The 23,826-nt window shown below is 64.4% G+C and carries 22 protein-coding genes and 1 pseudogene; 4 read left to right on the top strand and 19 right to left on the bottom strand.

What is annotated here, in order from left to right; all coding sequences use genetic code 11:
- Positions 1-26 precede the first annotated feature (26 nt).
- Genes NLN62_RS15610 through soxX form a run of 7 tightly spaced genes read right to left on the bottom strand, consistent with a single transcriptional unit; the run spans position 27 to position 4,689 of the window.
- Entirely contained in the window at positions 27-485 is a 459-nt protein-coding gene (locus NLN62_RS15610; RefSeq protein WP_027521607.1) for a hypothetical protein, read from the bottom strand.
- The gene (gene soxB / locus NLN62_RS15605) at positions 482-2,230 is read right to left on the bottom strand and encodes a thiosulfohydrolase SoxB (RefSeq protein ID WP_254109315.1); all 1,749 of its coding nucleotides are present in this window, start codon (positions 2,228-2,230) and stop codon (positions 482-484) included. The genes NLN62_RS15610 and soxB overlap by 4 nt, the downstream gene beginning before the upstream one ends.
- A gap of 57 nt (positions 2,231-2,287) precedes the next feature.
- The gene (locus NLN62_RS15600; protein ID WP_371932989.1) at positions 2,288-2,608 is read right to left on the bottom strand and encodes a hypothetical protein; all 321 of its coding nucleotides are present in this window, start codon (positions 2,606-2,608) and stop codon (positions 2,288-2,290) included.
- The gene (gene soxA, locus NLN62_RS15595) at positions 2,605-3,468 is read right to left on the bottom strand and encodes a sulfur oxidation c-type cytochrome SoxA (RefSeq protein ID WP_254109314.1); all 864 of its coding nucleotides are present in this window, start codon (positions 3,466-3,468) and stop codon (positions 2,605-2,607) included. The genes NLN62_RS15600 and soxA overlap by 4 nt, the downstream gene beginning before the upstream one ends.
- Positions 3,468-3,779 (bottom strand): thiosulfate oxidation carrier complex protein SoxZ, encoded by a 312-nt coding sequence (gene soxZ, locus NLN62_RS15590; protein WP_027521603.1) that lies wholly within the window; start codon positions 3,777-3,779, stop codon positions 3,468-3,470. Before soxZ ends, soxA begins: the two co-directional genes overlap by 1 nt.
- Before the next feature lie 18 nt (positions 3,780-3,797).
- Positions 3,798-4,283: a thiosulfate oxidation carrier protein SoxY gene (gene soxY / locus NLN62_RS15585; protein WP_027521602.1), complete on the bottom strand. Its 486-nt coding sequence runs from the start codon at positions 4,281-4,283 to the stop codon at positions 3,798-3,800.
- Between the two features lie 49 nt (positions 4,284-4,332).
- Positions 4,333-4,689 (bottom strand): sulfur oxidation c-type cytochrome SoxX, encoded by a 357-nt coding sequence (gene soxX, locus NLN62_RS15580; RefSeq protein WP_027521601.1) that lies wholly within the window; start codon positions 4,687-4,689, stop codon positions 4,333-4,335.
- Positions 4,690-4,927: 238 nt separating this feature from the next.
- Between soxX and NLN62_RS15575 the strand changes: the two genes are divergently transcribed.
- Positions 4,928-5,602: a DUF938 domain-containing protein gene (locus tag NLN62_RS15575; protein ID WP_027521600.1), complete on the top strand. Its 675-nt coding sequence runs from the start codon at positions 4,928-4,930 to the stop codon at positions 5,600-5,602.
- A gap of 13 nt (positions 5,603-5,615) precedes the next feature.
- On the opposite strand, the pseudogene NLN62_RS15570 reads toward NLN62_RS15575, so the two are convergent.
- A pseudogene (locus NLN62_RS15570) lies at positions 5,616-7,687 on the bottom strand (prolyl oligopeptidase family protein).
- A gap of 202 nt (positions 7,688-7,889) precedes the next feature.
- Between NLN62_RS15570 and NLN62_RS15565 the strand changes: the two are divergent.
- Complete coding sequence (locus tag NLN62_RS15565) at positions 7,890-9,137, top strand: MFS transporter (protein WP_027521598.1); 1,248 nt, start codon at positions 7,890-7,892, stop codon at positions 9,135-9,137.
- A 132-nt stretch (positions 9,138-9,269) separates the two neighbouring features.
- Here the strand turns inward: NLN62_RS15565 and NLN62_RS15560 are convergent, their stop codons facing one another.
- Together NLN62_RS15560 and NLN62_RS15555 are read right to left on the bottom strand one after the other, a co-directional pair.
- On the bottom strand, positions 9,270-9,764 hold the full coding sequence (locus NLN62_RS15560) for a VOC family protein (RefSeq protein WP_027521597.1): 495 nt from the start codon (positions 9,762-9,764) through the stop codon (positions 9,270-9,272).
- An 89-nt stretch (positions 9,765-9,853) separates the two neighbouring features.
- Positions 9,854-10,399, bottom strand: a complete 546-nt coding sequence (locus NLN62_RS15555; protein ID WP_027521596.1) for a carboxymuconolactone decarboxylase family protein — start codon at positions 10,397-10,399, stop codon at positions 9,854-9,856.
- A gap of 153 nt (positions 10,400-10,552) precedes the next feature.
- On the opposite strand from NLN62_RS15555, the gene NLN62_RS15550 reads away from it, so the two are divergent.
- Positions 10,553-11,767, top strand: coding sequence for an acyl-CoA dehydrogenase family protein (locus NLN62_RS15550; protein ID WP_254109313.1), 1,215 nt, complete (start codon positions 10,553-10,555; stop codon positions 11,765-11,767).
- A 130-nt stretch (positions 11,768-11,897) separates the two neighbouring features.
- Positions 11,898-13,037: an acyl-CoA dehydrogenase family protein gene (locus tag NLN62_RS15545; RefSeq protein WP_027521594.1), complete on the top strand. Its 1,140-nt coding sequence runs from the start codon at positions 11,898-11,900 to the stop codon at positions 13,035-13,037.
- 273 nt (positions 13,038-13,310) lie between these two features.
- Here NLN62_RS15545 and NLN62_RS15540 read toward each other — a convergent pair whose 3' ends face one another.
- The 9 genes from NLN62_RS15540 to NLN62_RS15500 all read right to left on the bottom strand — a co-directional run bounded on the left by NLN62_RS15540 (position 13,311) and on the right by NLN62_RS15500 (position 23,822).
- On the bottom strand, positions 13,311-14,348 hold the full coding sequence (locus NLN62_RS15540) for an amino acid ABC transporter substrate-binding protein (RefSeq protein WP_027521593.1): 1,038 nt from the start codon (positions 14,346-14,348) through the stop codon (positions 13,311-13,313).
- Positions 14,349-14,459: 111 nt separating this feature from the next.
- On the bottom strand, positions 14,460-15,053 hold the full coding sequence (locus NLN62_RS15535) for a L,D-transpeptidase (RefSeq protein ID WP_027521592.1): 594 nt from the start codon (positions 15,051-15,053) through the stop codon (positions 14,460-14,462).
- Between the two features lie 361 nt (positions 15,054-15,414).
- Positions 15,415-16,401, bottom strand: coding sequence for a hypothetical protein (locus NLN62_RS15530; protein ID WP_027521591.1), 987 nt, complete (start codon positions 16,399-16,401; stop codon positions 15,415-15,417).
- A 128-nt stretch (positions 16,402-16,529) separates the two neighbouring features.
- On the bottom strand, positions 16,530-17,105 hold the full coding sequence (locus NLN62_RS15525) for a thioredoxin family protein (protein WP_254109312.1): 576 nt from the start codon (positions 17,103-17,105) through the stop codon (positions 16,530-16,532).
- A gap of 30 nt (positions 17,106-17,135) precedes the next feature.
- The gene (locus NLN62_RS15520; RefSeq protein ID WP_254109311.1) at positions 17,136-17,834 is read right to left on the bottom strand and encodes a cytochrome c biogenesis CcdA family protein; all 699 of its coding nucleotides are present in this window, start codon (positions 17,832-17,834) and stop codon (positions 17,136-17,138) included.
- 445 nt (positions 17,835-18,279) lie between these two features.
- Positions 18,280-18,891, bottom strand: coding sequence for a sigma-70 family RNA polymerase sigma factor (locus NLN62_RS15515; RefSeq protein ID WP_254109310.1), 612 nt, complete (start codon positions 18,889-18,891; stop codon positions 18,280-18,282).
- Between the two features lie 375 nt (positions 18,892-19,266).
- Positions 19,267-20,004 carry a response regulator gene (locus NLN62_RS15510; RefSeq protein ID WP_027521587.1) on the bottom strand — a complete coding sequence of 246 codons (738 nt, stop codon included), beginning with the start codon at positions 20,002-20,004 and terminating at the stop codon, positions 19,267-19,269.
- Between the two features lie 24 nt (positions 20,005-20,028).
- Positions 20,029-21,777 (bottom strand): DUF3369 domain-containing protein, encoded by a 1,749-nt coding sequence (locus tag NLN62_RS15505; RefSeq protein ID WP_027521586.1) that lies wholly within the window; start codon positions 21,775-21,777, stop codon positions 20,029-20,031.
- On the bottom strand, positions 21,747-23,822 hold the full coding sequence (locus NLN62_RS15500) for an ATP-binding protein (RefSeq protein ID WP_051389620.1): 2,076 nt from the start codon (positions 23,820-23,822) through the stop codon (positions 21,747-21,749). Before NLN62_RS15500 ends, NLN62_RS15505 begins: the two co-directional genes overlap by 31 nt.
- Between the last annotated feature and the right edge of the window lie 4 nt (positions 23,823-23,826).

The raw sequence follows: 23,826 nt of genomic DNA, 5'->3' as shown, positions 1-23,826 counted from the left end.
ACCGCCCCGGAATGACGAGAGCGCGGTTACGGCCGCACCAGATTGTAGCCATTCTCGGTCAGGAACAGGATCTGGCCGACCCCGACCTGCACTGGCGTGGCTGACGAGATGAAGTCCGGCCGACGGCCGGTCTCGCGCTCGATCGTGTCGACGGTGTTGAGGCAAATGTCGAAGCGGACGCCCTGCGCGATCAGGCTCTCGACCTGCTTGCGGTGGTCGTTGGCGGCGAGCAGCAGGTCGATGCCCGGACCGAACGCCACCACCTCGATCGCGACCTTGTCGGGGTCATAGGCTTTCAGGAGATTGTTGGCGACGCTGAGCACCAGCGCCTGCTTCCTGGCATCACCGTCGGAGAGCTGGAGCACAATCCTGTGCTCAGCAAACGGCTTGTCCTGCAAGGGCACCTGCTGCGCGAAGGCGGGCAGCACCAAAGCCCAGGCGACCAGCGCCAACAGCATCGTGCGAAGATTTGGCGAACGCGTCATCCCTGTCCTGCAATTCCCGGATTGTCCTCGACGCCCCTGAGCGTGACGCCGGAGCTCTTGTTCTCCGCCATCCGGCCCGAGCGCAGATATTTTGCGACCACGTCCCAGACAGGCGCGCCTTGCTGCGCATTGACCGATGCCCAGCCCGCGACCTTGTAGCGCCTGTCAGCCTCGATCGGCTTGCCGTTATCGAGCGTCAGGGCAGAGATGCGGCTGCCGATCGCGGCTGTCGGCGTGCAGGTGTAATTGAGCCCGCCGGTGCGTACCATATCGCCGCCCTGCTGGTGATAGGGATCGGCGTTGAAGAGGTTGTCGCAGATGTCCTCCAGCACGTCCCTGATCTGGGCCCCTGGCATCTCCTGCACATAGGTCTCGGGATAGGAGATCGCGGTCTCCGCCAGCACATCCTCGAGCGTGAACGGCTGGCCGGCGAGCGCGGTGACGCCCCAGCGAAAACCCGGCGACAGCGCGATCTCGGCATCGAGCTCGTGGCGTAGCGCCGCGCAGATGAGCTCATCCATGGGGCCGGAAAAATTGCCGCGGCGATAGAGCAGGCGGTCGGGCGTCGCGATCTTCTCCGACCAGTCGGTGACGTGCGGCGCGCGCACCTTGCCGATCAGCTCGGCCATCGCCGGATCCGGCTTCAACAACTCGGAATAGACCGGCAGCAAATGGTATCTGATATCGCTGACCTTGCCCTTGGCGAGCTGCAGATCGAGCACGGCGAGAAACTTTCCATTCGAGCCGGCATTGCTGACGAGCGTCGTACCGCTCGCATTCTTCACCGCCACCGGTTGCGGGACGGCGTCATGGGTGTGGCCGCCGAGGATGACGTCGATGCCGGTGACGCGGCTCGCAAGCTTGAGATCGACATCCATGCCGTTATGCGACAGCAGGATCACGGCATCGACCTTGTCTCTGCCGCGCAAGCCGTCGACGAGCTTCTGCAGCTCCTCCTCGCGGATGCCAAAGGTCCAGTCCGGCGTGAAGCGTCTGGGATGCGCGATCGGCACGTAGGGGAAGGCCTGGCCGATGATCGCGACGCGATAACCGCCGAGTTCCCTGATGGTCGAAGGCTTGAACACGCGCCCCGTCGCCTTGTCGAAGGCGCGCGCGTCGTTGAAGGCGGCCTCCTCCGTCAGGAAGACGTTCTGCGCCAGAAACTCGCCCTTGAAGCGCTCGAGATTGTCGCGCAGCGCCTGCTCGCCATAGGTGAACTCCCAATGGCCGGTCATCGCCTCGATGCCGAGCAGGTTCGCCACCTCGACCATGTCGCGGCCCTGCATGGTGTTGGCAAGGCCGGTGCCCTGCCAGAGGTCACCGCCGTCGAGCAGTAGCGAATGCAGATCGCCGACGTCGTTGCGTAAGCGGTCGATCAGCGTCTTCAGATGCGCAAAGCCGCCGAGCCTGCCGAAGCGGGCCGCGGACTTCTCGAACTCGAAGCAGGTAAAGGCATAGGCGTCCGCGCTGTCGGGCCGGATGCCGAAACGTTCGAGGAAGGCGCGGCCGACCAGATGCGGCGGCCGTCCCGCCATCTCGCCGATGCCGATATTGACGCTGGGCTCGCGGAAATAGACCGGGTTGAGCTGTGCATGCGTATCGGTGATGTGCAGGATGCGCGCATTGCCGAAGCGTTCGAGGTCGTAGATGCTGGCGGTGTCGGTGCCGCGCGCGAGCCGCGGCAGCCCGGCCGTGACGGCGGCAGCGCCTGCGGCTCTCAGGAAATCGCGGCGGCGGATGGTCATCCCAAATTCTCCGCCCCTTAAAGAAGAAGATCGCCCAACAGTTCCACGAGAGCCAGTCTAGCGGATTTCCATCGCCTTCCAGGCGTCTTTTTCCGACGTCGCCTGGAAGATCGAGGCCTTCGCCAGCGCTTCGGCCTCCTTGGCGGCGGCAACCGCACGGTCGAAATCGCCGCTGTCGCCGGCCTTCTTTGCGGCGGCGATCGTCGAGACGGTCGTGGTCCACTGGTTGCGCAAGCCGGCCGCTTCCTTGCTGGCAGCTTCCGCCGCGGCATAGGCCGCCTTGTAGTCGGCTTCGGTTGCCGCCCGCGCGGGCGCTGCAGCAGCCGCCAGCAGCAACACGAGTGCCAGTGATCGCATTCCGATCATCCTCGTGCTCATGGCCGCGCTCCCGGGCCGGAAATCGGCAGGCCATTGGCGACGTAGGACAGGAAATATTCAACGTCGCGGTAATCGTCCGATTGCGGTTCCAGCGGAACCGCGCGGGTCTGGCTGTTGCAGGTCATGAGGCGGCGGGTGGTCGTGCCCATGCCGCTCCATTCGCTGCGGTAGATCGGCAGAGCGTTCATGATGCCGAGCGCAGGCGCCAGCACCTCCGCGCGGATGCGCTCGCCCGGGCTCTGCACATGGCAGCTCGCGCAGGAGAAGTTCATCTGCCCGCGCCGCGTGTAGAAATAGCGCTTGCCGTTTTCGTACGCCTCGAGCGCGCGCGGATCGTCGGGGATCTTGATGTCCATCAGCTTGCCGCGCGAAGTGAAGGCCATGTAGGCGGTCAGCGAGGCCATTTCGTCCTTGACGTAGGAGTAGGGTGCTTCCCCGTTGGCCTCGCGGCAGCGGTTGAGCGCGAGCTCGAGCGTGACGACCTTGCCTTCCTTCTCGTCGAAGTAAGGATAGTTCTGGCGGATGCCGATGCCGCCGTTCGGGAAGCAGTCGGCGTAGGTCTTGCCGTTCTTGAATGGCGTCGCAAACATCTCCTTGCCGGCGTCGAGCGCGAACTCGTAAGGCGGGAACTCCTCCTTCTCCTGCCACTGCCGCTTCATGTCCTCGTTCATGGAATAAGGACCGTTGACGAAATCCTCGTGCTTCACGTTCGGGAATTTCTGGAAGAAGAAGTTCTGGAACGCCTTGGCCTCGGTGGCGGTATCGATCTTGTCGGCCGCGATCACGTGCGGCGCGGTGAAGGCCAGCGCAGCGAGCGCGACGAGCGCCGAGCCGAGCCAGATTGCGGAGCGCGCCTTCATCACGAGATCTTCGCGGTGGTCGTGTCCGACGCACCCTTGTTGTCGGTCCAGCTTATCTTGAGGTCGTCGCCCTTCTTAGCCCCCTTGAAGCTGAACTTGACGTAGGGATCCTTGGAGACGGCAGGGCCCCAATCGGCGACGAACACGTCCTTGCCGTTATATTCGAATTTCAGTTCCTGGATGAAGTGCGCCGGGATCAGCTCGCCCTTGGCGTCCTTGACGAAGCCGGAATCCATGGGGTGCTGAATCAGCGCCTGCACCTCGGTGATATCGCCGTTGGCGGTGGCGCGTACGCGAATGGTGGATGCCATCTCGGTTCTCCTTCGCCGCTAGCCGCCGCAGCCGCCGACGGTGACCTTGACCTCTTTGGTCGCGCTGAAGAGTTTGCCGTCGGCCTCCACGATCGCGACCACGTTGGTGGTCTTCGCCATCTTCAGCCGGTTGGCGACGCTCGGGACCGTGCCGTCGGGAATCTTGTAGCTTGCTGCCAGCGCGTTCGGGTTCTCCGCGACGAAGAACGAGATCGAGGTCACCTTCTCGAGCGTCGTCGTCACCGAGATCGGCACGACTCCGCCGTTCTCGGCGATCTCGGGCGCATCCAGCTTGATCTTGTCGGACGGCTCGGCGGTCTTGCCATAGAGCGCCTTGATCGCGTCGGCCTCGCTCTTCTGCTTGAACGCCTCTTCCGGATATTTGTCGTTGGCCGCGGCGCGCGCGGCTCCGAACGGTAGATTGCCGAGGCCGATCAGCGCAACGGAGGCCGCGCCTTGCAGGATCAGGCGCCGCGTCGCGAGAAGGCCGGTCGTTGAACTCATCTCAGTCTCCTGGTCGATCGCCTCAGCGATCCCTTAGGTATCGGCGCCGTCACAGGCTCTGCAGGAAATCAACGATCGCGTTGATCTCCTGTTCGGTCAAAATCCGGTTCCGACCGAACGGTGGCATCATGGTCTGCGGATTGCGCCTGGTCTCGTCGAACAGGATCGCGACCAACTCGTTGCGGTCGGGGTACTTCGCCTTGATGTCCTTCAGCTCAGGCCCGATCGTGCCGGGCAGATCGCCGCCCTTGATCACGTGGCAGGTCAGACAATTGCCCTTGCCGCGGTCGAAGGCGAGCTTCTGCCCCTCGGCGGCAGCGGATTGGGCGCGCGCTGGCGCAGCGGCCATCGCGGCGAGGGCGGCCAGAATGAAAACCAGGGCGGGCTTCCGGGGAAAGGCGGTCAAGGCGTCGGTCCGAGGCGTTATGTCGATGTTTGCATTCGCGAAATATAGTGCTCAAAGCACAAAGGGCACCGCCTGACAATCACGACGATGTAGGTCGCAAATTGGTGTTAAGATCTTCCGCATTGCAACCGAACGGACTATTTGTTCGGCAGTTTCGGCCCTGACGGGCCAGTAATATTGGGGCGTCTCGGCGTCCAGTGACGTTTTTTATCTCGTTGTCTTTTCCCGGAGGCCTCAATTGGCTGAATATGTCGCCGAATTTGGCAAGGACGGCGGGCGGGTCGAGCCCGATGGGCGCCTCGATGCGCCGGCGTTCCATCGCAATCACGAGCCGATCTGGGCGGCGCTGGAGAAACATCTTGCCGGCCGCCTCGGCGACGTCGTCGAGGTCGGCAGCGGAACCGGCCAGCATGTGGTCCACTTCGCCCGCCATGCGCCTGATCTCGTCTGGTGGCCGAGCGACCTCAACCAGCGGCATCTGAAAAGCATCGAGGCCTGGCGCGTCCATTCCAGCCTGCCAAACATCCGCCCGCCGCTGCGGGTCGATCTGTCCGATCCCGACTGGTGCCCGGAGATGAAGAGCGGCGAGGGGCCGAAGGATCTCGCGGCGGTGTTCTGCGCCAATGTCATCCACATCGCGCCGTGGAACGTGGCCGAGGGGCTGTTCGCCGGTGCCGGCCGCTATTTGCGGCCCGGCGGCACGCTGTTCCTCTACGGCCCCTTCAAGCGCGACGGCAAGCATACCGCGCTCAGCAACGCGGTGTTCGACACCTCCTTGCGCGAAGGCAACGCGGAATGGGGCGTGCGCGATCTCGGCGACGTCGAAAAGCTCGCGCAGCACGTGGGCCTGCGTTTGATCGATCTGATCGACATGCCCGCCAACAATCTCACGCTGGTGTTTGCGAAGGCCTGAGCCGCGAGGGCGGCTACGCTCGGTTGTCGTGCCAGCCGATCCTGCTTTTCAAGAATTCAAAGCCGAGCACCTGGAAGCCGGCGCGTTCCTTGTTGTCCTTGCCGTAGCCATGGCCGCCCGCGGCCGGCTCGTAGAAATAAGCCTCATAGCCCATGGCCTGGAGCTTTGCGGCCATCTTGCGCGCATGTCCGGGATGGACGCGATCGTCCCGCCGCGTCGTGGCGATCAGGATCGGTGGATAGGGCTGGCCGGGCTTTGCGGCATGGTAGGCCGAATAGGTCTTCAGCCACTCCCAATCCTCGGGTTTGTCGGGGTCGCCATATTCCGCGATCCAGCTCGCGCCTGCGAGCAGCTTTGTGTAGCGGCGCATGTCGACCAGCGGGATCGTGCAGAACAGCGCGCCGAACCGCTCGGGATAGCGCGTCAGCATGTTCGTGATGAGAATGCCGCCGTTCGATCCGCCCTGTGCGGCGATACGTTTTGCGCGCGTCACGCCGCGGCGCACGAGGTCGGCGGCGACTGCCGCGAAATCATCATGCGAGAGCCGCTTGCCGGCGAGCCGCCCGGCATCGTGCCAGCGCGTGCCGAACTCGCCGCCGCCGCGCAGATTCGCCTGCACCGTGGTGCCGCCGCGCTCCAGCCACAGCCTGCCGAGCGCCGGATTGTAGTACGGCTTGACCGAGAGCGCGAAGCCGCCATAGGCGCTCATATAGACCGGCGCATCGCCGGTCTCACCAGCGGGCCCGGTCTGCACATAGGGGATGCGCTCGCCGTCAATGGAGATGGCTTCGTGCTGCGTCACCACGAGACCGTCTGAAGTGAACGTCTTCGGCGCCTGCTTGAGCACGGTCGGGCTGGCAACGCCGCGCTCGATCAGCATCAGCGCCGGTGGGATGAGCGGATCCTGGACATTGGCGAGCAGGTCGCCATTGCTTTCGGATTCATGATGGTCGAAGCGCCAGACGTCGACCACGCCGATGTCGGGCAGCCCGCGCAGCGTCTCACGGCTCCAGCCCGTGGCCGACGGCGTGCAGATCTCGAAGACCGGCCGCAGCTCGTCGAGGATGCTGAGGAGGAGCTTGCCGGCGGCCCAGGAAAATCCCTGCAATGCACGCGCGGCCCAGGCGCGAACACGACGGTGAAATTGCGATCGCCGGCGAGGAAGGCCGACAGCGAAATGCCGAGCACGGCGTCCGGAGCATGGGTCACTCCGCCGACCGTCCAGGCCGTGCGCAGCTTGATCGCGAACCAGTCCTGGTGGATTTGCAGCCAGATGTCGGAGGGAAGATCGAGCTTCACGGTCGCACCACGCTCGGTGCCGAGCCAGATGTCGAAGTTGAAGAAGTCCAGCCGGTCGATGAACCAGACGCGCGGCGTCTCGCCGGTCCGGTCGACGTCGCAATAGGCGCTCATCCGATCGGGTGTGGTCTCGAACACCAGGGACGCCTGCTCCACGGGCTCGCCGCGCCGCCACAGCCGTACCGTCCTCGCATAGCCCGAGCTTGTCGCCATGCCCTCGCCGAGTGCACTGGATAGCAGCACCGTATCGGCATCGACCCACGCGGCGCCGCCCTTGGCTTCCGGTAGCGCGAAGCCGCCGGCGACAAAGCTCTTCGTGTTCAGATCGAATTCGCGCAGGGTCACGGCATCGCTGCCGCCGCGCGACAGGCTCAGGATCGTCTGCGGGGCATCGCCGGGCAGCGAGCTCGACCAGTTCAGCAGCCAGTCCTCGCCTTCATCAGCCGCGAGCGCGTCGATGTCGAGCAGGGTCTCCCAGGATGGATTGGGCTTGCGGAATTCATCCATCGTGGTCCGCCGCCACAGGCCGCGCGGATTGTTCACGTCCTTCCAGAGATTGTAGAGGAGGCCGTCGCTGCGGCCGACATAGGGGATATTGTCCGGCCGGTCGTAGATGGCGGCCAGAAGATCGCTGTCGCGCTCGAACGCGGGGCCGCCGAATTGCTCCAGCGTCAGGCGATTCTGCCGCTCGACGAAGTCGAGCGCCCGCTCGCCTTCGATGTCTTCCAGCCAGAGATACGGATCGTCGTCGGGAGCGGACAACGTGGGCCTGTCGTCAACGGGCATAATCCGAACTCCGGAAGCGAACTTGCAAAGGCGAATTTGCAAGGTGAACTTGATCGAGCGCAAGGCTTTGATAGCGCGGCCTGCTAGGTGCTGTCCAATTGCGCCCTCGGCATGGCTTGCGCCCGTTTGCGCCAGTTGCCCGCCCTGCCGCGCCCCTCCATAGTGACGGGAATCAACGAACGCTCCCCGGGCGGAAATGCCGATGTTAGACGTGACTTTAGCCGACGAGATTGTCGACGACGCCCGCGTGCGTGCCAATGTGGTGCGCCTTGCGGCTGCGCAGGCGCTGACCGGCGCCAATTCGGCCGTGATCTTCGCGACCGGCTCGATCGTCGGCGCGACGCTCGCGCCCGACATGTCGCTCGCGACCGTGCCGCTGTCGATGTATGTGCTGGGGCTTGCCGCAGGGACCTTGCCGACCGGTGCGATCTCCCGCCGGTTTGGCCGCCGCATGGCCTTCATCATCGGCACCGCCTGCGGCACGCTCACCGGCCTCGTCGGCTCGTTCGCGATCCTCAATGGCTCGTTCGCGCTGTTTTGTGTCGCGACCTTCCTCGGTGGCCTCTACGGAGCGGTGGCGCAATCCTATCGCTTTGCCGCCGCCGACGGCGCCAGCGCGGCCTACCGGCCCAAGGCGGTGTCATGGGTGATGGCGGGCGGCGTGTTCGCCGGCGTGCTCGGTCCGCAGCTCGTGCAATGGACCATGGACGTCTGGCCGCCCTATCTGTTCGCCTTCAGCTTCGTGGTGCAGGCGGCGGTGGCGCTGATCGCGATGGGCATCGTTGCCGGCGTCGATATGCCGAAGCCGGCCGCGGCCGATCTTCACGGCGGACGGCCACTGCTGCGCATCGTGCGGCAGCCGCGCTTCATCGCGGCCGCGCTGTGCGGCGTCATCGCCTATCCCATGATGAACCTGGTGATGACTTCGGCGCCGCTTGCCATGAAGCTCTGCGGCCTCAGCGTCAGCGATTCCAATTTCGGCATTCAATGGCACATCGTCGCCATGTACGGCCCCAGCTTCTTCACCGGCGCGCTGATCGCGCGCTTCGGCGCGCCGAGGATCGTCGCTACCGGCCTCTTGCTGGAGGCAGGCGCCGCAGCGATCGGCCTCTCCGGCATCACCGCGATGCATTTCTGGGCGACGCTGATCGTGCTCGGCGTCGGCTGGAATTTCTCCTTCATCGGCGCCTCCGCGCTGGTGCTGGAGACGCACCGCCCGAACGAGCGCAACAAGGTGCAGGCGTTCAACGATTTCCTGGTGTTCGGCATGATGGCAATCGGCTCGTTCTCGTCGGGCCAGTTGCTCGCCAACTACGGCTGGTCGGCGGTGAACATGGTGGTGTTCCCGCCGGTGCTCTTGGGCCTTGCGGTTCTCTCGTTCGCCTCCTGGGCGCGCCGCCGCAAGGCGCAGCTGGAAGCCGCGATGGGCGAGTTTCCGGATGCAATTTGACGGAGTGCTGCTGAGTTTCTCCCGCAGCCTCGGAATCGTAGGGTGGGCAAAGGCGCGGAGCGCCGTGCCCACCATCTCTCCACGATTGCGACAGAAGTGGTGGGCACGCTTCGCTTTGCCCACCCTACGAGCTCACGCCTCCCGCTGCTTCAGCAAATCCTCCAGGTCCAATCGCTTCGTAAACATCGCAAGCTTGCCGTCCGGCGTGAGCGGCCATTGCTCCTTGGGCCGGTCCCAATAGAGCTCGACACCGTTCTCGTCGGGGTCGCGTAAATACAGCGCCTCGGACACGCCATGGTCGCTCGCGCCGTCGAGCGCGATGCCGGCGGAGAGCACGCGATGCAGCGCATCGGCCAGCGCCGGCCGCGTCGGATAGAGGATCGCGGTGTGATAGAGCCCGGTCGTGCCCGGCGGCGGCGGCGAGCCGCCCTTGCTCTCCCAGGTGTTGAGCCCGATGTGGTGATGATAGCCGCCGGCGGAGATGAAGGCGGCGCCCGAGCCCATGCGCTGCATCAGCTCAAAGCCGAGCACGCCGCAATAAAAGCCGAGCGCCCGGTCGAGATCGGCGACCTTGAGGTGAACGTGTCCGATGCGGGTTCCGGGATTGACGGCGGGGTTTGGTGACATGCTATTGCTCCGTTTATCCACCGACATAGGGACTGCTGCGCGACAGTGGAACTGGCCGATCCCGAAACCCAGCGTTTCCGGATCGGCAGTTAGCCCAGTTCCGACACCTCGCCCTCAGGCAGCTCGAACTCAAAGCTGTTCAGCGTCATCGACACCAGCGTGTAATAGCCGCACAGGCCGATCACTTCGACGAGCCCGCGCTCGCCGAGCAGCTCGACGGCCTCGTCGTAGAGGCCCTTCGCCAGCCCGTGGGCCTCATGCAGCGATTTTGCGACGTCGTAGATCATCTGGCCCTTGGGATCGTCGAACTCCGGCGTGCGGCGGTCGCGGATCGCGTCGATGATCTCTACCTTCATCCCGCCCTGAAGCGCCAGGCGCTTGTGCGCATACCATTCGTAATGCGAGGTCCAGTGCCGCGCCGTCACAAGAATCGCGATCTCCGAGAGCTTTGCGGGAAAGACGGTGTTGAAGCGCATGACCTCGCCGAGCCGCGTCGCGTGGCGCGCCATCTCCGGGCTGTTGAGCCAGGCCATCATCGGCGCGGGCGGCTTGCCGCGTTTTCCGGCAATCGACTCGTCATAGGTCTGCCGCTGGTCGTCGCTCATTTCGCCAGGCGAAAGTAGTTTTAGGCGCATCGTCGTTTTCCCTGTGTTTTCAAGCTTCGCCGCGACGGCAAGTATAGCCCGACGACGAACAGGGTGAGTAGCCGGAGCGTGCGGAATAGGTTGAATTCCGCGATGCGATGGCCCAGAGTCATCGGCAACAAGTGATCTTGATGGAAGCGACCCATGACTGACTCCAAAGCGCCGGATTCTGAATCAACCGAGCTCGAAACATTCCGCAACGAGACCCGCGCCTGGCTGGAAGCCAACTGCCCGCCCGAGATGCGCAAGCCTGCGGCCTCGGATGCCGACGTGTTCTGGGGTGGGCGTAACGCGAAATTTTCCTCCGAGCCGCAACGCGTCTGGTTCGAGCGCATGCGCGACAAGGGCTGGACCGTGCCGGACTGGCCGAAGGAATTTGGCGGCGGCGGCCTCAGCGCAGCCGAGCACAAGGTGCTGCGGAGCGAGATGGCAAAAATCGGCGCGCGGCCGCCGCTGTCGAGCTTTGGCATCTGGATGCTCGGGCCGGCGCTGCTGAAATACGGCAACGAGGCGCAGAAGAAGGAGCATCTGCCAAAAATCGCGGCGGGCCTGATCCGCTGGTGCCAGGGCTATTCCGAGCCGAATGCCGGCTCCGATCTCGCTTCGCTCCAGACCCGCGCGGAGAGCGACGGCGACGATTTCGTCATCACGGGCCAGAAGATCTGGACGTCCTACGCCAACTACGCCGACTGGATCTTCTGCCTGGTGCGCACCGATCCGGCGGCGAAGAAGCATGACGGCATCAGCTTCATCCTGTTCGACATGACCTCGAAGGGCGTCTCGACCAAGCCGATTTTGCTGATCTCCGGCTACTCGCCGTTCTGCGAGACCTTCTTCGACAATGTCCGCTTGCCGAAATCGCATGTGGTCGGCACCGTCAACCGTGGCTGGGACGTTGCAAAATATCTGTTGCAGCACGAGCGCGCGATGATCTCGGGCATGGGCGAGCGCGGCGTCGGTCGTCCGCTCGGCCAGATCGCCGCTGACTCGGTCGGCACCGATGCGCAGGGCAAGCTCGACGATGCGATGCTGCGCGGCCAGATCGCGAGCTTCGATGTCGACGAAGCGGCGCTTGCAGCCTGCGCCGAGCGCGCGGTCGATCTCGCCAAGGCGGGGCAGGCGCATCCGGCGTTCTCCTCCGCGATGAAATATTACGGCACCGAGCTCAACAAGCGCCGCTACGAGATTCTGATGTCGGCCGGCGGCGTCGACGCGCTGGAATGGGAGAGCGAGCGCTCCAGGCAGGGCGCCCGCCCGCGCGCCTGGCTGCGCACCAAGGCCAACTCGATCGAGGGCGGTACCACCGAAGTGATGCTCGGTATCGTCGCCAAGCGCATCCTCGATCTGCCGGGGGCTTAACCGCGCCGTCGTTCCGGGGCGGTCCGTAAGGACCGAACCCGGAACCTCGAGATTCCGGGTTCGCGCGAACGCGCGCCCCGGAATGACATCAACAAATATGCATTTCGCTAGACGCTAGAGACTTAAAGCCATGGCCCTCGTCCTCACCGAAGAACAATCGATGCTCCGCGACTCCGCGCGCGGGCTGATCAGCGACAAGGCGCCGGTGTCGCATCTGCGGCACTTGCGCGACAGCAAGGATCCGACCGGCTTCTCCAAGGAGCTCTGGCAGTCCTTCGCCGAGATGGGCTTTGCCGGCCTCCTGGTGCCGGAAGAGTTCGGTGGCAGTGGGCTCGGCTGCGTCGAGGCTGGCGTCGTCATGGAGGAGATCGGCCGCACGCTGATGCCGTCGCCGTTCCTGGCAACCAGCGTGGTCGCAGCGTCCGCGCTCACGCATGGCGGCAATGCCGCGCAGAAATCGGAACATCTGCCGAAGATCTCGAACGGCTCGCTGCTCGCCACTCTCGCTGTCGACGAGGGCGCCAAGCACCGGCCGCTCCAGACCAACCTGCAAGCGGTCCGCGCCGGCAACGGCTTCAAGCTCTCCGGCGCCAAGGCGCTGGTCGTCGACGGCCATGTCGCCGATTTGTTCATCGTTGCAGCGCGCACGGCCGGCGCCGCCGGCGAGCGCGAGGGGTTGACGCTGTTCCTGGTCAACCCTGCGGCCAAGGGCGTTGCCGTCGAGCGCACCATCATGGTCGACGCGCATAATGCTGCGCGCATCGAGTTCAACAATGTCGAGGTCAATGCCGACAGCGTGCTCGGCGAGGTCGATCAGGGCGCAAGCCTGCTCGACGGCATGCTCGATATCGGCCGCGGCGCGGTCGCCTCCGAAATGGTGGGCCTGAGCGAAGAGGTGTTCGGCCGTACTGTCGAGTACCTGAAGCAGCGCAAGCAGTTCGGCAAGCTGATCGGCGAATTCCAGGCGCTGCAGCACCGTGCCGCGGAGCTCTATGTCGACATCGAGATCACCCGCGCCGCCGTCATGAAGGCGATGCAGGCGCTCGATGCCGACGTGGCCAAGGCCGCGTCAGCCGTCGCGGTCGCCAAGGCACGCGCCGGCACCACCGCGACGCGCGCGGTGCAGGAAGGCGTGCAGATGCATGGCGGCATGGGCATGACCGACCAGTTCGACATCGGCTTCTTCATGAAGCGCGCCCGGGTCTGCGAGGAATTGTTCGGCGACGCGAATTACCACGCCGAGCAACTGGCGAGGGCGAGGGGGTATTGAGGCGTATTGAGTGAGGCGAGGCAGCGACGCCGCCTCATCCTCAGGCGTCATCGCCCGGCTTGACCGGGCGATCCAGTACGCCGCGGCCCCTCCGCACCCCATCACTGCCTCTGGAATACTGGATCGCCCGCTTTCGCGGGCGATGACAGTTGAGAGGATGTAGAACGTCTGCCCCAAGCTTGTCATTGCGAGCGCAGCGAAGCAATCCAGACTGTCACCGCGGAAAGACTCTGGATTGCTTCGCTTCGCTCGCAATGACGAAGGAGAGACCTCCTACCGCATCGGCGGTGCGTACTGCACACCACCCGCGTTCCAGAGCTGGTTCATGCCGCGCGGGATCTTCAGCTTGGATTTCTCGCCGATATTGCGCTCGTACATCTCGCCGTAATTGCCGACGTGGCGGATGATGCGCACGGCCCAGTCCTTGGTCAGTCCAAGCTGCTCGCCGTAATTGCCTTCGGTGCCGACGAGGCGCATCACTTCGGGCTTCTTCGACTTCAGGGCCTCGTCGATATTCTCCGAGGTGATGCCGAGCTCCTCGGCGTTGATCATCGCGTAAAGCGTCCACTTCACGATCATCATCCAGTCGTCGTCGCGCTGGCGTACGACCGGTGCGAGCGGTTCCTTGGAGATCATGTCCGGCAGGATCATGTGGTCGCCGGGCTTGGAAAGGTTGAGCCGCAGCGCGTAAAGCTGGGAGGCGTCGGCGGTCAGCGTGTCGCACTTGCCGCTGTCATAGGCTTTAACGACGTCCTCGAGCTTGTCGAACTTCACCTCTTCGTACTTCATGTTGTTGGCGCGGAAGTAGTCGGCGAGGTTGAGCAGCGTCGTGGTGCCCGCCTGCACGCAGACCTTGCTGCCGTTCAGGTCCAGCGCAGTCTCCTTGTTGCGCGAGCGCGGCAGCATGAAACCTTCGCCGTCGTAATAGGCGACCGCCGGGAAATAGAGATCGTAGTCGAGCTCACGCGCCATGCTCCAGGTGGAGTTGCGCGAGAGGATGTCGACCTTCCGGCTCTGCAACTCCTTGAAGCGCTCGCTGGCGTCGAGCGGAATGAACTTGGCCTTGCTCGGATCGTTGAAGATGGCGGCCGCCACCGCGCGGCAGAAATCGACGTCGAAACCGGTCCAGTTGCCCTTGTCGTCGGGGATCGAGAAGCCCGGCAGCCCCTTGTTGACGCCGCAGAAGACCTCGCCGCGCCGGACCGTGCGCTTCAGCGTGCGGGTGTCGTACATCTCATAGACAACGGCCAAAGCGCCGACCAGGACCGCGACTGCGAGCCCAATCAGCAGGCCGCCTCGAAAAGTGCGCATGATTTGTCTCTCTCGAAAAAATCGGGAAAAGGAGTTTGGACGAAGGCGGAGAGCATGATCCGGAAAAGTGCGAAGCGGTTTTCCGAAAAGCTCATGCTCAAACGATAACCCTTAGAGTTCGGGCTTCTGCCGGATGACCACCTTGGTCCCGACCGGGACGCGATCGTAGAGATCGGCGACGTCATTGTTGACGAGACGGAAGCAGCCCGACGACACCTTGGTGCCGATCGTATCAGGGCGGTTGGTGCCGTGGATGCGGTAGACGGTGGTGCCGAGATACATGGCGCGCGCGCCGAGCGGGTTGCCGGGGCCGCCGGCCATGAAGCGCGGCAGATAGGGCTGGCGCTGGATCATCTCCGGCGGCGGCGTCCAGTCCGGCCATTCCTTCTTGTTGGTGATGTTCACTAGCCCCTGCCACTGGAAGCCGTCGCGGCCGACGCCGATGCCGTAGCGGATCGCGCGCCCGCCGGGCTGCACCAGATAGAGGTGCCGCTCGTTGGTCGAGATGATGATGGTGCCCGGCGCTTCGGTCGTGCGGTAGTAGACGACCTGCTTCTGCCATTCCGGATCGAGCTGGTAGGAATCGTCCGCGATCAGGCCCGGCTCGTCGCCGCGGTCGGGCTGCTGGGCGGAAGCGTAAGAGGTGGAAAAAATCAGGCCGAGTGTGGCGATGAACATCCCGGTCAGGCGACGAAAATCCGTCATTTCAAGCTCTCCCCGCTGCCACAGCGCAAATCATTCGGAACCATCAAAACTCAGGGGCAGCTTCATGGCAAGTTAATGGCGCGTCCGGCTGGTATGTCACTAGGATGTTTTGGTTTTTTGACATGTATCAATGCCACGAACAGGGGGGCATGGCGCGAAAAGCATAGAAGTATGCAGCCGCGAGGCCGGTGCGCTCCCTCTCCCGCTTGCGGGAGAGGGTTGGGGAGAGGGTCTCCGCAATGGGTAGCTCCCGGCCTGGAGAGAGCCCTCACCCGCGCCTTCGGCGCGACCTCTCCCGCAAGCGGGAGAGGTTGAGCAAAGCGCGTGGCCAAATCACCTGAGCCAACAGGCATCGCGTTTACTAGATCCGGTTGTTCTCAGGCCCTATTCTAAGTCGCCGGACGATCTCGGTGCCCACGGCGCGGGCCTCTTGCCGCGAGCCGATGCGGGGACTGCGAAACCTTTGTCCGGACCGCAATCTGATCACGACGATGCAGTGCTCGTCCTCGGATCGGCCGCGGCGCTCGACCGTGATCGCCTCCACGTCGTGTCCCTCGATATGGTCAGCGCGCAAGCTGCCGTCGCCCGAGAGGCGTTCAACGCGAACATCGCCTTGCCGGATGATCCAGAAGGCGCCGGTCACGAGATTTGCGTATCTGTGAACGGCGAACGCGGCGACCGCGCCGATCGGCAGCAGCAGCATGTCGACCGGGCCGGGCGAAAGGCCACGCCATAGCTTGTAGGCGTAGGGAACGGCGGACAGTCCGACGGCGATCAATGCGACGATCCTGATGTCCCTGCTGGAGAACGGCTCGACGGGCTCGCCGAGATGCATTTCGGGATTGGCAGCATCGAGCGGATTGACCGGTGCCTCGACATTGGGAACGCCGAACTGCGCGGCGATCCGGGCAACGGTGTCGCGGACATGCGTGACGTCGGAGATGGGCGGGGACGTCAGGCGCTCTCCCGAGACGAGCGTGAAGGCCAGATGGAAGCGCGTCGTGGACGCCTTGCGGGCCTGGACCTGTCCCTGGACCTGCAGTTGCGAGATTTCATCTTTCGCGACGATCCTGGTGCGAAGTCGTCCGAACGGACGCTGGCGCCCGATCAGGATTTCATTCGGCGTGATGATCCACACCACTGCCGGTGCAAGCATGACGGCGCCGATGAACGCCGCTCCCAGGAGCAGCGCGAGCACGGAGATGATCAGTTCCAGGACATCGTGCGCGAACAGGCCTGGCGTGAAGCAAAGCGAAACGATTGCCGCGAAGCCGGCGATCACCAGCCGCTGCGCAATTGAGGAGCCTTCACGAAGGCGGATGTCGCTATTGGTGGTCGCGTCGTCCATTTCGGGCGGCCGATTCCGTCGCCACGAAACTCCACGGACGCATCCGTGGAGTCAAGCAACAAGGGCGGCATCCAAAGCCAGCCAAGTAAACCGGCCAAGTAAACCGGCCACGTGACGTCCGCGCGGGATCAGCTACTGGCATTGAGCAGGCGTGCGACCGTGCGGTCGATCTCGTCATAGCGGCCCTCGCCGGCATGCTCGAACACGATCCGTCCGTTCTGGTCGATGATGTATTGCGCCGGCCAATACTGGTTGCGATAGGCGTTCCAGGTCCTGGAATCATTGTCCTGCGCCACCGGATAGGTGATGCCGTGGCGCTTCAGCGCGGCCTGGACGTTGGAGGCTGAGCGCTCGAACGGGAATTCCGGCGTGTGCACGCCGACAACGACCAGGCCCTTGTCCCTGTATTTGGCGTAGAGCTCGGTGACATGCGGCAGCGTGTTGACGCAGTTGACGCAGCCATAGGTCCAGAAATCCACCAGCACGACCTTGCCGCGGAGATCGGCGAGGCTCAGCGGCTTTGAGTTGAACCAGTTGCTGATGCCGGTGAAGTCCGGCGCGATCTCCTGGCTTGCGGCAGCAGTGACCATCGGCGTCGGGCGCGCGGCCTCGTCGCAGATGCCGGGGATGACGGCGCCGGTCAGGACGAAGCCGATCAGCGCGGCGGACACGGCGAGCAGTCTTGGCATCGGTCTTGGGGTCATGGAAGCTTTCCTCCGATGGAACGCAGGCGATTACAGGCCGATCTGGCCGGTGGGATAGAATCCGGTGAGCCACGCCACGATCAGCGTGTCGTATTGGAAGTAGGCGGCGAGGGCGAAGGCGATGACGACGACGCCAAAGGCCTGCTGCAAGCGCGGCGAGATGCGCGCGATGCCGGCTATACGCGTGGTCACGGCCTGTCCGCCATAGGCGATGGCGAGCATCGGCAGCGCCGCGCCGATCGCGTAGGCGATCAGTAGCGTGCCGGCCCAGGCGAGGTTCTTGGAGGTCGCAACCAGGGTGAGGATCGAGCCGAGCACGGGACCCGCGCAAGGCGTCCAGACCAGGCCAAGCGTGGTGCCGAGCACCAGCCCGCCAAGCGCGCCCTCGCGCTGCGCGCTCTGCGAGGCGCCGAGATCGAGCCAGCCGTGGAGCCGGATCGACAGCCACTCGAACGGCGCCGGCCACAGCATCAGTAGGCCGAAGCCGAGCAGGAGAACGGCGGCAGCCGAACGCAGCACGTTCGGGTCGAAATCGAACAGGCGCGTGACCGCGCCGAGCAGCAGCGCGGTTGCGGAGAACGAGACGACGAAACCCAGCGCAATCATCGCTGGCCGCAAATACCCGGCGCGGCCGATCGAGGCGCCGAGCAGGATCGGCAACACCGGCAGCGTGCAGGGCGCGGCGATGGTGAGGACGCCGGCAAGAACAGCAAAGATCAGGTCGAGCATCGGGGCACTCGTAGGTGGACACGAGGCTGTTCGGGCCGGATGCTTCGATCGTTACGCGGCGTCACGCCTTCGTGACGCAGCAGTGTTGGCCACGACGGCGGTGCGCTCCCTCCCCCCTTGTGGGGGAGGGCTGGGAGGGGGGTAGCCCCGGGCGAGGTCGGAGTTCGTGGCACCCCCTCCCTGCCCCTCCCCCGCAAGGGGGGAGGGAATGAGAGAGCGGTGCCCGCCTCACTGCACCATGAATAAAAAACGACCCGGAGGCGGGCACACCGTCCGGGTCGTTGGAGGTCCTTGGGAGGTTTAAGCAAACCGTATGGAGCTTTATAGGAAGGAAGTTTTTCCGCCTGATGTTGTGGTTTGTTTCAATTGTTTCGTCGGCGGTAACGCTTCCGTGTGCCGGGACAGGGCCGTTTAGCTGGTCCTATCCCTTTGAGATTACATATCTTTAGGCTGCGAAGCGGTCGACGCCGGCAACCTTAAGCAAATCGGCGAGTTGCTTGCGGGCATAGAACATCCGCGTCTTCACCGTGCTCTGGGGGATGCCGATGATCTGGCCGACCTCCTCCACCGATTTCTCGTGGTAGTAGACGAGGTTGATGATCTCGCGGTGCGCCGGCGACAGCTTGGCCACGCAGGCGCGCAGGATCGCGCTGGTGTCGTTGCGGTCGAGGGCGGTTTCCGGCGTGTCGTGCTCGTCCGGGATCTGGCGCACGTCTTCCTGGTCGATGTCCTCGAAGCGGCGCTGGCGCATCGCGGTCAGCGCCTTGAAGCGGGCGATCGAGAGCAGCCAGGTCGAAACCTGCGAGCGGCCCTGGAATTGGCTGGCGGTCCGCCACACGTCCAGGAAGACCTGGCTCACGAGGTCTTCGGCCGTGGTGGCGTCGCGCACGATGCGCAGGATGAAGCGGTACACCCGCACATTGTGACGGCAGTACAGGATGTGCATGGCCGTCCGGTTGCCGTCGGCGACGCTCTCCAGAAGCATTTCGTCCGATGTCGCCTGAGCGGCAAGGATGCCCTGGCTGGCCTGGGCGTTGATGGCGACGACGTTCTGCATGACTGGCTCCCCGTAACGCCGCAACCGAGCGGCGTTTCCTTGGACCAAAGTGTTAAAGAGCCAGCGTTTCGGGATGTCTGCGCGACAAGCGGAAAATGGTTTCGTGCGCTGCCAAATTGTTTCGTCGTGGGGCCGGCGACGAAACATTCGGGGCAAAAAAGCCAATTATTTCAATATACGGGATTTACGGGGCTGCGGACTTTGCAGGGGCGGGAACGAATCTTTGGTTTCCGCGTTCGTGCGCGACCTCCACACACCGTCATTCCGGGGCGATGCGCAGCATCGAACTATGGTGCGCAATTGCGCACCTGAGAATCTCGAGATTCCGGGTTCGTGCTTACGCGCGCCCCGGAATGGCGACGCGAGAGTGAAGGGCTACGCCTTCTCGCCGGACGGCGAGAACAGATAGCCGCCGCCTCTGATCGTGCGGATCACGGCGGGCTTGGTCGGGTCGGGCTCGATCTTGCGGCGAATGCGCATGATGCGCAGATCGACGGCGCGGTCGAAGGCCTCGGCGTCGCGCGCATTGGCGAGCTCCAGGAGACGCTCGCGCGACAGCACGCGCTTCGGATTGGCCGCGAACACTTTGAGCAGCCCGAATTCGGATGCGGTCAGCGGATGCTCGTTGCCTTCGTCGTCGCGCAGCGCCTGTGCTTCGAGATCGAGCCATTTTGTCCCGAAGCGCACCAGCTGATCCTTGTCGGATTTCGCTGCCGCCGTTTCCGCCGCCACCGCCTTCACCGGCATGCTCCGCCGCAGCACCGAGCGGATGCGTGCCATCAACTCCCTGAGCTCGCAGGGTTTGGCGACATAATCGTCGGCACCGAGCTCGAGCCCCACGACGCGGTCGATCGGGCTCGCGGTCGCCGTGAGCATGATCACCGGCACGTTGATGCGGCTCTTGAGGTCGCGGATGATCGACAGGCCGTCTTCCTCGGGCATGTTGAGATCGAGCACGACGAGATCGGGCATGCTGCCCTGGATCGCGGTGCGTAAGGACTTGCCGCCGTCGCACAGCGTCACGGTGAAGCCGTGCATCTTGAGGTAATCGCCGACCATTTCCCGGGCCGGGGCCTCGTCGTCGACGATCATGATGTGCTGGCTCTGTGTCATGTCATTCAGATCCTGGCACTCAAACTATGGCAATTCGGTCGAAGGTAGCGTGATGGTGAAGGTCGCGCCCTTGCCGGGGCCGTCGCTCGCGGCGGTCACCTCGCCGCCGTGCATGTCGATAATACGCTTGACGATCGAAAGCCCAAGGCCTGTCGAGCTCTCGCCCGCGGTCGGTTTTGCGGAAAGCCGCTGGAATCGGCCGAAAAGGCGGCCCAAATCCTCCGGCGACAGGCCCGCGCCCTCGTCATTGACGCGAATGACGGTGTCGCTGCCCTCATGCGTGACGGTCACGCCGATCCTGCCGCCGATCGGACTGTATTTGATCGCATTGCTGATCAAATTGTCGATCGCCTCGCGGATGCGGTCGGTGTCGCACATGGTGACGATGTTTGCAGGGGCGGTGACGCCAATCGTCTGCTGCTTGTTGACGGCGAGCGGCTGGTTGGCCTCGGCGACCTCCTGCACCAGGGAAGCGACGTCAACAGGTTCGCGGCGGATCGTGATGTCGAAAGCGTCTGCCATCGCATCCGAGATCAGGTGATCGACCATCGTGGTCAGGCGTTTGGTGGCGTCGCGAATGTGATCGACCTGCGCGATGACGCCGCCGCTCGAGGCGCCGGTCGTGATCAGCTCCTTCAGCATCTCGGTACGGCCGAGGATGACGCCGAGCGGATTCTTCAGGTCATGGGCGACGGTGCCCAGAATCTCGTTCTTGAAGCCGTTGGCGCGCTGGAGCCGCAGCCACTGCGCGGAGAGGCGCCGGTTGGCCTGCATCAAGGCACGGGTGCGCTGGGCGACACGGTCCTCGAGCTGGGTATTGGCGTCCTGGAGCTGCTGATAGAGAATGACGTTGTCGAAGGCGATCGAGAGCCGGCTGGAGAAAATCTCGACCAGCGAGCGGTCGGTCTCCGACAGGTCGCGTTCGGCCTGGAGCAAAACCACGACCTCGCGGCCGCTGCCGGTGCGCAAATAGAGCACGCTGCGATGGTCGGCGAATTCGTTTTTGCGGCGCTGGAAGGCGGCTTCCACGAGCGCGCGCAGATCGGGGTCGAGCGCTTTCGATGTAGTGGTGCCGATGAAGCGGCTGTAGCAGCCACTTCCAGCCAGCACCGACAGCTCCGCGCCCGCCGATCCGCCATTGTCGCGCAGTACCAGTATACCGGCGCAGTCGACGTTAAGCAGCGAGGCGAGCTGGGTCAGCACGCCCTCGGCGAGCCGCTGCATCGACTTGAAGTCATAGAGCGTGGAGGCAGCGTCGATGATGATCTCGAGCCCGCGCCGCGTCTGCACCATGCGCTCGAGCTGCTGATAGGAGCGCAGCGCCGCGGTCAGCGAGGTGAACAGCTTGTCGGCGGTGAGCTCGGTCTTCGCCTTGTAGTCGTTGATGTCGTACTGGACGATGACGCGCCGCTCCGGCGCCTGGCCGGGCTGTCCCGTGCGCAGGATGATGCGGACGGTCTCGTTGCGGACCTCGTTGCGGATGAATTCGACGAGCTCGAGCCCCGCGACATCCGTCTCCATGATGACGTCGAGCAGCACGGCGGCGACGTCGTTGTGCTCGCGCATCAGCTTGCGGCCCTCGGCCGCCGAATAGGCGGAGAGGATCTCGAGACCCTGGCCGTTCAGGGTGTAGTCCGAGAGCGCAAAGCGCGTACCGTCATGCACGGCGGGATCGTCGTCGATGACGGCGATCTTCCATTTCCGCGCAGTCGTATCCTCCGCCGCGGTGGCGGTGTCGTCGATCAGGTGGAGGACATCGTCCTGTTCGGCCATTGAGAAGTCCCGTCAGTCTCTGTGCTTTGCATGCCGCCCTTGGCGACCCGGGGCATGATAATGCGAAAAGTGGTGCCTTGTCCCAGCTTGGATTCCAGCATCATCCGCCCGCCGAGCTGCTGGGTGACCAGGTTATAGACGATATGGAGGCCGAGACCCGTGCCGCCTTCATTGCGCCGGGTGGTAAAGAAAGGGTCAAAGGCCTGCCGCTGCACGTCCGGCGTCATGCCGGCGCCGTCGTCGACAAAGCTGATCTCGATGTCATCAGAGCCGCGTGGCCGTGCCGAGATCGAGATGGTGCCGGCGCGGCCGTCGGCGAAAGCGTGGTTGGCGGCATTGAGGAACAGGTTGGTCAGGATCTGGCCATAGGAGCCGGGATAGCCGTCGAGCAGCAGCCCCTCCGGCACGTCGACGTTGAGCGTAATCGGCGAGCGCTTCAGCACCGGGCGCAGGCTCGCGATGATCTGGTCGGTGGCCTCGCTCAAGCTGAACTGCCGCCGCTCGGCATGGGAGCGGTCGACCGCGACCTGCTTGAACGACTGGATCAGCTCGCCGGCGCGCTGGAGGTTGGCGACGAGCTGCTGCGAGGCGTCGCGCGAGGAATGCACGAACTCCTCGAGCTGCGAGCGGCGCAGGCCGCTGTCGCCTTTCAACTGCGCCTCGAAGATCTCGCTGCGCCGGGCAAAACTGGAAGCAACGGTGAGGCTGATGCCGATGGGGTTGTTGACCTCGTGGGCGACGCCGGCAACGAGGCCGCCGAGGGCCGCAAGCCGCTCGGCGTCAATCAGGTTCTGCTGCGCGGTGTTGAGCTCCAGCAGCGCGCTCTCGGCCTTCTCCTTCGATGCGCGCAGCTCGTCCTCGGTCTTGCGCTTGGCGATCGCATTCTCGCGGAACACTTCCACTGCGCGCGCCATGGCGCCGACCTCGTCGCGCGCCTTGATGCCCTGCACCTCGCGGTCGAGATCGCCGATCGTGATCGCGCGCATCGCCGTCATGATCTGCTGCAGGGGCAGCCGGATCGACAGCGCGATCAGCACGCCGACGGTGAGGATGATGCCGAGGAAGATCACCGCGATCGACAGGACTCTTCTCGAAATGTCCGACAGCGTTCGGTCGAAGGTCTCCTGCGCCCGCTGCTCGCGCTGGCGCATCTTGGTCGAGAGGTCGTCGATGGCGCCGATCGCCTCGGCCTGGCTGGCGTCGATGGTGTTGCGCAAGAGATCGGTGCGGCTGGTGAGCTGCTCGGAGAGGTTTGCAAAGCCCTCGCGCAGCGCGGTGGTGCGGGTGGCGAGCCGCTCCAGCGCCATGCGCTGGAGATCGTTGTCGGCGAGATCCCTCATGACAGGGATGGTCTTCTCGATCGTCTCGGTGTTGCGGCGGGCGTCCTCGGCGGAAGCCGACGCGAGCGAGAGATAGTAGGAATTGGCCGCGACCAGCATGGCGGTGAAGGCTTCGCGGGACTTGCCGAGCGAGGGCCAGATCAGCGCGTCGCGATGGCCGGTGGCGCCTTCGATGATGGAATAGAGCCCGGCCATGTCCTTGGCGGGCCCCAGCACCTGGTCCTCATAGGTCTTGGCGATGGTCGCCTGCACGCTGCGCAATTCGCCAAAACCGTTGAGGAAGCGCTCGGTGGTGCGCTCGAGCTCCTCGACCGAGCCCGCCAGCATCGGGTCCTTGGCGGCGCGGTTGGTCAGCGTGCCCAGCACGGCCTCGCGGAGCAGCAGGATCTCGGCGAACAGGTCCGGGCTCGGCTGGTTGATGTAGCGGTGGATGAGGTTTTGCAGGCGCCCGGTCTCGCTTTCGAGCAGCGCCAGGATCTTGTCGGACTCGCGCACCTGGCGGAGGTCGTCCCAGGCTGAGGCCAGCACCTGCGCCCCGTTCCAGATCATCGCCACCAGCACCACGACCACGGCGGAGTTCAGCGCCGCGATCGACAGGATGCGCCAGCGGATCGGGACGGCGCGCAGCAGGCCGACGATCCGGGCGCGCAAGCGTCCGACCGGGCCGGGCAGTTTTTCCTTCTCGCTGTGTCCAAGCGCTGCCAAGCGG

The organism is Bradyrhizobium sp. CCGUVB23 (assembly GCF_024199885.1).
Lineage (GTDB): Bacteria > Pseudomonadota > Alphaproteobacteria > Rhizobiales > Xanthobacteraceae > Bradyrhizobium.
The sequence above is the reverse complement of the archived record's forward strand: the minus strand, read 5'-3'. Positions and strand labels throughout refer to the sequence as shown.

Excerpts from the sequence above, each read along its gene's own strand:
- NLN62_RS15610 (WP_027521607.1), bottom strand. The coding sequence starts at position 485 with ATGACGCGTTCGCCAAATCTTCGCACGATGCTGTTGGCGCTGGTCGCC.
- soxB (WP_254109315.1), bottom strand. The coding sequence starts at position 2,230 with ATGACCATCCGCCGCCGCGATTTCCTGAGAGCCGCAGGCGCTGCCGCC.
- NLN62_RS15600 (WP_371932989.1), bottom strand. The coding sequence starts at position 2,608 with ATGAGCACGAGGATGATCGGAATGCGATCACTGGCACTCGTGTTGCTG.
- soxA (WP_254109314.1), bottom strand. The coding sequence starts at position 3,468 with ATGAAGGCGCGCTCCGCAATCTGGCTCGGCTCGGCGCTCGTCGCGCTC.
- soxZ (WP_027521603.1), bottom strand. The coding sequence starts at position 3,779 with ATGGCATCCACCATTCGCGTACGCGCCACCGCCAACGGCGATATCACC.
- soxY (WP_027521602.1), bottom strand. The coding sequence starts at position 4,283 with ATGAGTTCAACGACCGGCCTTCTCGCGACGCGGCGCCTGATCCTGCAA.
- NLN62_RS15565 (WP_027521598.1), top strand. The coding sequence starts at position 7,890 with ATGTTAGACGTGACTTTAGCCGACGAGATTGTCGACGACGCCCGCGTG.
- NLN62_RS15560 (WP_027521597.1), bottom strand. The coding sequence starts at position 9,764 with ATGTCACCAAACCCCGCCGTCAATCCCGGAACCCGCATCGGACACGTT.
- NLN62_RS15555 (WP_027521596.1), bottom strand. The coding sequence starts at position 10,399 with ATGCGCCTAAAACTACTTTCGCCTGGCGAAATGAGCGACGACCAGCGG.
- NLN62_RS15550 (WP_254109313.1), top strand. The coding sequence starts at position 10,553 with ATGACTGACTCCAAAGCGCCGGATTCTGAATCAACCGAGCTCGAAACA.
- NLN62_RS15545 (WP_027521594.1), top strand. The coding sequence starts at position 11,898 with ATGGCCCTCGTCCTCACCGAAGAACAATCGATGCTCCGCGACTCCGCG.
- NLN62_RS15540 (WP_027521593.1), bottom strand. The coding sequence starts at position 14,348 with ATGCGCACTTTTCGAGGCGGCCTGCTGATTGGGCTCGCAGTCGCGGTC.
- NLN62_RS15535 (WP_027521592.1), bottom strand. The coding sequence starts at position 15,053 with ATGACGGATTTTCGTCGCCTGACCGGGATGTTCATCGCCACACTCGGC.
- NLN62_RS15530 (WP_027521591.1), bottom strand. The coding sequence starts at position 16,401 with ATGGACGACGCGACCACCAATAGCGACATCCGCCTTCGTGAAGGCTCC.
- NLN62_RS15525 (WP_254109312.1), bottom strand. The coding sequence starts at position 17,105 with ATGACCCCAAGACCGATGCCAAGACTGCTCGCCGTGTCCGCCGCGCTG.
- NLN62_RS15520 (WP_254109311.1), bottom strand. The coding sequence starts at position 17,834 with ATGCTCGACCTGATCTTTGCTGTTCTTGCCGGCGTCCTCACCATCGCC.
- NLN62_RS15515 (WP_254109310.1), bottom strand. The coding sequence starts at position 18,891 with ATGCAGAACGTCGTCGCCATCAACGCCCAGGCCAGCCAGGGCATCCTT.
- NLN62_RS15510 (WP_027521587.1), bottom strand. The coding sequence starts at position 20,004 with ATGACACAGAGCCAGCACATCATGATCGTCGACGACGAGGCCCCGGCC.
- NLN62_RS15505 (WP_027521586.1), bottom strand. The coding sequence starts at position 21,777 with ATGGCCGAACAGGACGATGTCCTCCACCTGATCGACGACACCGCCACC.